At 44.4% G+C, this 7,508-nt stretch carries 10 protein-coding genes and 2 pseudogenes; 3 read left to right on the forward strand and 9 right to left on the reverse strand.

Annotated elements, in window-relative coordinates:
* Both MiSe_RS54320 and MiSe_RS46210 read right to left on the reverse strand, forming a co-directional pair.
* Positions 1-122 (reverse strand): annotated as a pseudogene (locus tag MiSe_RS54320) (Uma2 family endonuclease); the annotation flags it as partial.
* A 284-nt stretch (positions 123-406) separates the two neighbouring features.
* The gene (locus MiSe_RS46210; protein ID WP_226593642.1) at positions 407-1,000 is read right to left on the reverse strand and encodes a helix-turn-helix domain-containing protein; all 594 of its coding nucleotides are present in this window, start codon (positions 998-1,000) and stop codon (positions 407-409) included.
* A gap of 255 nt (positions 1,001-1,255) precedes the next feature.
* Here MiSe_RS46210 and MiSe_RS46215 point away from each other — a divergent pair, with 255 nt between their 5' ends.
* Entirely contained in the window at positions 1,256-1,690 is a 435-nt protein-coding gene (locus MiSe_RS46215) for a hypothetical protein (protein WP_226593643.1), read from the forward strand.
* Positions 1,691-1,741: 51 nt separating this feature from the next.
* Positions 1,742-1,867, forward strand: coding sequence for a hypothetical protein (locus MiSe_RS52420; protein WP_307731669.1), 126 nt, complete (start codon positions 1,742-1,744; stop codon positions 1,865-1,867).
* Between the two features lie 173 nt (positions 1,868-2,040).
* Here the strand turns inward: MiSe_RS52420 and MiSe_RS46225 are convergent, their stop codons facing one another.
* The 5 genes and pseudogenes from MiSe_RS46225 to MiSe_RS46245 form a co-directional block, all read right to left on the reverse strand.
* Positions 2,041-2,868 carry a type IV secretory system conjugative DNA transfer family protein gene (locus tag MiSe_RS46225; RefSeq protein ID WP_226593645.1) on the reverse strand — a complete coding sequence of 276 codons (828 nt, stop codon included), beginning with the start codon at positions 2,866-2,868 and terminating at the stop codon, positions 2,041-2,043.
* Between the two features lie 138 nt (positions 2,869-3,006).
* Complete coding sequence (locus MiSe_RS46230; protein WP_226593647.1) at positions 3,007-3,594, reverse strand: type IV secretory system conjugative DNA transfer family protein; 588 nt, start codon at positions 3,592-3,594, stop codon at positions 3,007-3,009.
* A 26-nt stretch (positions 3,595-3,620) separates the two neighbouring features.
* Positions 3,621-4,076 carry a hypothetical protein gene (locus MiSe_RS46235; protein ID WP_226593649.1) on the reverse strand — a complete coding sequence of 152 codons (456 nt, stop codon included), beginning with the start codon at positions 4,074-4,076 and terminating at the stop codon, positions 3,621-3,623.
* 1,159 nt (positions 4,077-5,235) lie between these two features.
* Positions 5,236-5,463: pseudogene (locus MiSe_RS54325) on the reverse strand (DnaJ domain-containing protein); the annotation flags it as partial.
* Positions 5,456-6,232: a vWA domain-containing protein gene (locus tag MiSe_RS46245; RefSeq protein ID WP_226593651.1), complete on the reverse strand. Its 777-nt coding sequence runs from the start codon at positions 6,230-6,232 to the stop codon at positions 5,456-5,458. The gene MiSe_RS46245 and the pseudogene MiSe_RS54325, both read right to left, overlap by 8 nt.
* 103 nt (positions 6,233-6,335) lie before the next feature.
* On the opposite strand from MiSe_RS46245, the gene MiSe_RS46250 reads away from it, so the two are divergent.
* Positions 6,336-6,509, forward strand: a complete 174-nt coding sequence (locus tag MiSe_RS46250; RefSeq protein WP_226593652.1) for a hypothetical protein — start codon at positions 6,336-6,338, stop codon at positions 6,507-6,509.
* Between the two features lie 186 nt (positions 6,510-6,695).
* Here the strand turns inward: MiSe_RS46250 and MiSe_RS46255 are convergent, their stop codons facing one another.
* Together MiSe_RS46255 and MiSe_RS46260 are read right to left on the reverse strand one after the other, a co-directional pair.
* Positions 6,696-6,986 carry a hypothetical protein gene (locus tag MiSe_RS46255; protein ID WP_226593654.1) on the reverse strand — a complete coding sequence of 97 codons (291 nt, stop codon included), beginning with the start codon at positions 6,984-6,986 and terminating at the stop codon, positions 6,696-6,698.
* A gap of 36 nt (positions 6,987-7,022) precedes the next feature.
* The coding region (locus MiSe_RS46260) for a site-specific integrase (RefSeq protein ID WP_507770242.1) at positions 7,023-7,508 on the reverse strand (486 nt) is incomplete at its 5' end.

The following is a 7,508-nucleotide window of genomic DNA, read 5'->3' on the forward strand; positions in this document are numbered from 1 at the left end:
TCAACCGTATTGTTAGGTGAAAGAATTTCAACAGCTAGATCGGGGGAACCTTGAAAGAAACCGCGTGGGGGACGCTTTAAACCCTTAAGTCGTTCTTTCGCCACAAAAGAAACAGGACTGCGATCGCAGCTCAAGAATCCCTGCAAGGTAAGTTGATCCGAGTCGTGCGTCCTGCAAGTTGAAACAGCTCGCCGAAATCGAAAAGCTCTTTCGTGAAAAAGCACAGTAGGGCAACTCTCTTGTAGAAAGGCTGGGTCAGCAGATGAAAAATCGATCGCGATCGCAACTCAACCAGTAGAATAAACCACATTCAAACAAAACTTATGTAACTATTGAGGGTAATCGTTCTTTCAAAGGTCGCTACCTAACGGCAGCACCAAGAAGCTAACCTTTAACAAACACTGATTCAGAGGTCAATTTGGCTACCATTAAACTGCAACGACACGATGTTTTGCAGTTCTTCTTCAGTCCAGCGCACGCTAGGCGATTTCCATAACTCCATCGCCAAATCGCAGATTTCTGACTCTGTTGGCTGTTCTCCCTCAATCAGTTGAATTAACCGATCAACCGCTATTTGCGTATCGCGAGAAAGGAACAAAAGTCCCTGCCAGGGATGGCGGTTTTTTATTTCGATCTGGAGCAGCTTCGATAGGGTTGGTGTTTCATAAGGTGGCAAGCGATACCATCCAGTTTCAGGGTCTAAATATTCAGCTGCAATATCTGAGAGCTGATCGGACGTAAAGGGTCGATTTGTCAGGGGATGCGTGACAAACTCCAGGGCAGCAATTCCCATCACCAGATTGTGGGCTACTTTGTGCTTGCCCGATTCGATGTGGCTAATGGTCACGTCAGTGACGTTGCATTCCGGCATGGAACGAGATTGCGACAGCGACTGCATTAAGTCTCGGACATATCTTTGGCTCCAACCTCGCTCGTTACGCGCTTTCCTAATTGCCCTTCCTAAAACCTTTAACCCGTTGTCCGTCCAGAATTTCTCCAAAACCCATATTCTCCCTTGCTACCTCCTCTACTATTTCAGCCAGAAAATTGGCGCTAAACCCCATCCGCAGGAGAAATGGCTTGATGAACGGTCGTGCAAAGTTAACTTTGCACAAATTTGAAAGTCATAGTAGCTTTGCAAAGCTACTATGACTTTCATCAGTTACAACTGACCCGGTTTGAGATCGCCCAAAATTTCGCGCTGTGAGGTAGTTGGCTGCTCTACTGGCACAGCACAATCATCAAGCTTAGTAAAATGACTTCGCACAATTTTATTGCGCCCATCTGGGTTACATGTCCTCATGAAGGGTTGAGGATAAGAATCGCTATCGAATCCGAATTGTCAGGAACTATTACCGATGAAGAGCAACTCCAAACCCTTAGTCGATTCCAAAGATTTGGCAGTACTCCCGCCAACGGCGAATACATCGAGGGAGTTGCTGTAGTTACTTCCTCTGTGGGTTTAGCGATTGGCATTCACCGTCGGCTATATGTTAACTGGATTGCCCCTGCACTTGACCCGGCGCTGAATTTTAGTCGCTATTTTGTCTCTGTCTTAGCACTGCCAGTTGTTATGACCGAACCTTATCCAAGGTTGTCTAGTCAGTATCCGGCTGCTGTCAATCTTTTAGAAACGCAGCGCTTTGCTACGCCATCCAACTTGCAATTCCGTATCGACTCGCAAGTATAGCTTGAACGCAGTTCGATATGTGCTTACAAATTTTTTATTTTGGAGAATTTCATGACATATAAAAATCAACTGCACCCCTGGTGTATTATCCAACCCCTGGCTAATTTGCAACGCAAAGTCGTGGCGCGTTTTCGCCGCCGCAGCGATGCCGTAGGCGCTAGCCTTCCCGTAGGGTAGCCCATTTACAGGCTATGCGTCGTTTGGTACCAGGTGCAACTTATCTGATTGTTTTCGATGTACAAATTGAGCCACAAAACCCGATGCTGGAGCAGAAATGAGCGCGTATAACTCTGGGCATATTACAAAAACTTTGACTGCGCGATCGCCAGCGTTAATAAACAATCAACGGGTTAATATCTAGTTAGAAATGGTCTTGTGCAAGCTCCACTACGAACTTGAATAATAGCCGTTCTTTCGAGGTCAGCAGGACGATCGCGAATCTCACGTACACTCAGTATCGGAGTGCGATCGCTTCCCGAAATTCCATGACTGCGGCTACCAATTGACCGACCGACGCTAGTTGAAGGATCGGGTCGATCTCCAAAACTTTTTGACATAAATTCGGCTGTTTCAACATCCACCCCTGGTAGGCAAATAGTAGTTGCACAAAGACCTGCAATCAAACTTCCTTGATTGGGTTTCTCATTAGTATTGAATTGACTGATACTTTGAGTGCTGAGGCAAAGTCCGACACCTGCTGCTCTCAATATAGCAGCCGATCTGGGAAAATCAACTGTTTGCTGAAGGGCATGAGCTTCATCCGCAATGAAAGCTACAGGTTCACCACTTAAGCCAAAAGCATAGCGACGCAGCATGAGATTATTAAATATTCCTGCTATTAGTTGCGCCATTTGCTTTCCTGTTTCCTCTTCTGCCTCTGGCTGTCCTATTAAGGCAAACATTCGCAAACCAGGTTTATTAAAGTCTTGTAAGCGAAAGTCTGACCGACCATCGCAAATACGAGATACATCTGGACGGTCAAAAAACTTTAGCTTGTTTCTTAAGACAAAGGTCGCTTTATAAAAATCTGCGTCAGAAATTCTGAGGTAATCGCTCAGCAGATTTTCACAATTTCTTTTTATCTCCGCTTTTAGAAAACTAAGCCTAACTTTAGCAGCAGCACGATCTAAGATGGTCGGCAGAATTTGGCTGGGTTTTGGTAAAGGCTCTGTTTCCACTAGCAACCATAGTATACCCTCAAGCCAACTTAGATCCCGATCCCAGAAAATTCCTTGCTCTCCTGGTAATCTTTCTCCGAGTAAGGCTTTAGCAATAACTGCAATATCTTTATGTCGCTCTACTGGGTCAATTGAAATTTATTCAAAAAAGTTCCAGCGTTGTGATTCAGGATCGCTGAGATTCCAGTTACAGAATCGAGCGCCTGTCAATTCTGCATATTTATCTAAACCAAAGTCACGTCTTAAGTTTCCTTTCGCATCAATAGCAAAAACTGACTGGACTGCGATTAATTCTTTAATCCAAGGCACGATAAAACGGGTTGTTTTTCCCTTTTTAGGAGGGCCAATTAGTAAAATATGCTGTGGGATCAGGTCTAGGGGTAGACCTAATTTTTGTCCATCCCGTCCGTTTGCATCTATCGCCTGACCTAGTTTTATAGATGTCCCTGGTGTGTATTTTAGGTGAAAAAGCTCTCGAATCGTTTCTAAGCCTCGATAGTCCCATACATCTCTGTGATGTCTATCGGGTAATTTTTCTTTTGAGCCTACAACTTTTTCTGAGCGTAATGCTTGCCAGTCTTTAAACTGTTCATAAAGCCACTTACTACCTTTCCATAGTGCTTGTGCTGACCACGCAATTCCCCTCAAAGTTATTCCAAGCAACCAGATATATAATCTGATCATAAAACCAAAAAATTGGAAAAAGTCTCGTTCCCAGCTACCCATAGTTAAAAACTCCAAAACATTAGTTATCAGTAGCGGTTAAAGTATGAGTCTCCTATTTCAGGAGTAACATTGCGATCGGGTAGGTCACGATCTATTCTGCTAACTGCTATCCGCACAGCTAAATACTGAGTAAAACGTTCAGCAGCTTTGATGTCTCGCCCTGCCTGAAGACTCTGCTCCAGTTCTTTCCGAGAGTTGTACGATTGAGTATGACCCATAGTTTCCCAGCCCTGACCACGGTCAATATAATATTCCCTACGCCACTTTCCTTCCTCGTCTTTCCAATCGATATGGAGTGCAATTGTATTTTCTCTTTTGCTATCCCAACACAAGCGATAATGTACTCCCCTCATCTCAGGATCGGGATCGTTGGGATAGGGATACAGTCTGTCACTTTCATATTTGTCCGAGAGAGTTTCTACCTCTAGGTTCCAGATGCGACCATGAGCGCCATCGAAGTAGGATAAATGTTTTCTTACCATATCTTTTTAGGTATCCTTAGTTAAATTATTGATACCAAAAATTATAGCCACTTAGTTAAAATTTACTAAACCTCTGTTATAAATTAATTGCCTGTGCCAATATCATCCCTAATGCAATTCCTAATCCTATTGTAAAAACTAAAATCATCACTAAAAATTCTTTATTTAAGCCAGTTATTTCCAGTATTTTTAGTTCTATTTTAATTAGATTCATCGATGCTTCAAATAGGCTAATCCATATACGAATTCCCCAACTTATTGATGCTCCAGCTAAACTTGAAAAAAAGACACCAAGTGGAGCAAGAACCAGAAATAATTGTTCATCTGGAACATTACCAAATAGAAACGAAATGTATCCAAATCCTGAAAAAAGTGCTGCGAATACAAATGCAATACCTATAGCTACAGGCCCCAATATTACTCCCGCTATAAATGAAGATCGAGTATCAAATACGCAACTTGAACTATAAATACGGTTAGCTTCACCTGCGGCTGCTAAACACAGGAAAACAAAAGCAAAAACCTTGGTAATTAGCAAACTTGCACCGAATACGTAACCGAACAACTTAATTAGGGATAAAAGAGCTTCTCTTTGTGTCTCTTTGCGTCTGCGGGCTTCCTCTTCTATTCTCCGTTTAGCCTCAGCCTTTTCTCTGAGAGCAGCCTTTTCTCTGGCAACAGCAGCTTCTTTTTCGGCTTTTTCTCTGGCAGCCTTTTCTTTAGCAGCAGCAGCTTCCCTTTCGGCTTTTTCTTTGGCAGTCTTTTCTCTAGCAGCAGCTTCCCTTTCGGCTTTTTCTTTGGCAGTCTTTTCTCTAGCAGCAGCAGCTTCCCTTTCTGCCTCCTGCTGCTCTTTTTTCTCTCTTAGTAAGTTTAAATCTTTCTGTACTCTTAGCTTAAATTCTTCATCAGTAGTGAGATCAATAGCTTGTTTTAAATAACTTTCGGCTCTGTCTAACTTTTCAGCCTCTGCAAGTTGAACTGCTAACGCATGGGCTAGTTCTGCGTAGATGTTTCGACAGTCCGAATCATCAGGAAACAGTTCATACAGACTCTTGGCTACCCTTACAGCCCCTTCCAGGTCAGCATTATCAACAAGTTCTTGAATTTGTCGAATTAATTCTTGTTTTTTGATCTCAACACTAGCTCTCTGCAATTCGTAGTCATAGATTCGCTTTTGCTCTGCGTCTTTCAAGACTTCATAGGCTTCATTAATTTCCTTAAATTTGTCTTCAGCTAATTTCCGAATAGCTTCATGCACACCCGCCAATTTGTCTGGGTGATAGTCGTTAGCTAATTGTCGGAATGCCCTTTTAATCTCCTCTGAAGTGGCTGTCGGTTGTATTCCTAAAATCTCGTAATAGTTTGGCTTATCGCTACCATTAGGCATCTGATGACCCTTTTAATTGATTGAGCAGTCGCGCTTTAGAACCAGTCAACAAATTGTTAGCTTGAAGCTTTTGAGTATAGCTTTCTAGCAAACCTACTTCCTTCATGCAAACCCCAATCAGTAGGTCTACCAAATCGGCAATATTCTCCAAATTTAGGTAAACACCACCTGTTTGACTAGCCAACCAACGAAACACTTGTTCCGTTGATGAATCCCTACCACATTGGGTTGCGTAAATCTTGACCCCCTTCTGTCCCAAACCATTGCCTTCAGTTTTGTAATCGTGACCGTAAAGGCAATTAGAGGCTGCATCAATTACGCCGTGAGGAGGCGCATCACCGACCAAAACTATCGCTCGACTGCTACCAATTCGCCAATTCAGTCGATTTGCCTGAAATAGCGCTTCTTCCACTGCTTCAGGCGCATCGCCGCCCCCTGTTTTTTCAACTTGTCCCACAAATGTCTGTACTTTCTCAAAGTCAGTTGTTAAGTCCAGAACCTTGGTGACATAAGTCGAATTGGCATCGCAGTAGTCACCATAGGCGATAACGCCCATCCGAACGTTGGGAACCGATTTGTAAACTTCACTGGCGAGTCGGGTTAGTTCCCGCCGCACCTGTTCTAGGTATGGGTACATACTGCCAGTGGTATCGAAGATATACGCAACATCCAGCTGCCTGGGAGAAAAGCCCTGTGTAACTTGGGTAGGGTTTGGTTCTCCAGAATACTTGGCAAGCGTCTTTTTAAGGATGGATAACTCGCTACTCACCAGTACCTCCAGAGGTAATTTTTTCTATCCTAATAAATAAATTTAGGGATGTCACGGAGAGCGATGCAAGGATTGATTACACCGGAAACGATGGAGCGATCGCTTGCTATCAGCCGTATCGTTTCGCTGCTGCACTGGCAAACCCATTCATCAAAGTTTGGCTTACTTTTTAGCGCCCGTACTTTCTTTAAGCGTCAATCGCGTTCTCGATCTGATTGTAGAAGCCAATGAAACCTGTGACCCCAAGCAAAATGAACCCCCCGACCAGTTGAAGTAGAGATTGGTGTGGGTATCTAGGGATACCAAGGATATTGGTTTGGTATCGCTGGTATAAATTCGCTCTAAAATTCTCAGCGTTGCTGTATCATCCTGTACGCTTGATAGTTGACCATTCTTCATCGTAGATGAACCCCTTTGATAACGACTTTGTTTTGCGGCTAGCAGTTTTTCAACGGCAGCAGGCTCAACATCGCTGCCATGCAAGGGTTCTGATGACGATTCGTTCCATCGTCAGCAGGTGCAGGAAGGATTCGTGGGTGCGCCAGAGGTAATCTACCAATTCTTGGGACTCGCAGAGAATTTCCAGAATGCCCGTCCCTGGTTGCATCGTGGCTTTACATCCGGGTGGCAGACAAGTAGAGCTGACAAATTTCTGCAAGCGCTGGGTATCGTACTGACGCTTCAGTCGATCGAAATAACCCTTGCGATCGCATCTGGCACTCCCTCTATTTTCCTTTGTGTATGCCTTCCTCACAACACCACAAAACAAGAAGAATTTACCTGTGGCTAATCAGCCGCCTTCCCATCCAAAAACGGATGGGGTTACACAGCAGGCATTGTCTATAAGTTTTGGAGAATTTTTTCCACAGGACGTTTGTTGAGCTGCCAAAGTCAAATCTAGGCCATACTCTAAAGTTCGGACTGCCCAGGCGTGCCTCAGATCGTAAGGTCGAAATGGAATGCCTGAACGCTTGAAAAACTGTTGCACTCGTCGTCCGTAATCAGCATTGCACTGACCCGTCACCGCTGGTACGCATACATCCCACAACTGCCACCGCTCCCACCATTCTAAGGGGAAAGGCCACACGCGCCGACTGCCAGTTTTACCGTCCAAAATGGTCAAAACTTTCTCGCTCGATCGCAAGCTTTCCAGATCGAGGTTAAATATTTCGTGGGGTCGCAGTCCATAGACAGCCAGCATTCCATACACCCATTGCCATGCCCGATTGGTGATGCGCGTTCGCGAAGCGTCTGCTTCGCAGAATCGCCACTCGGC

This window comes from Microseira wollei NIES-4236, assembly GCF_020521235.1.
Lineage (GTDB): Bacteria > Cyanobacteriota > Cyanobacteriia > Cyanobacteriales > Aerosakkonemataceae > Microseira > Microseira wollei.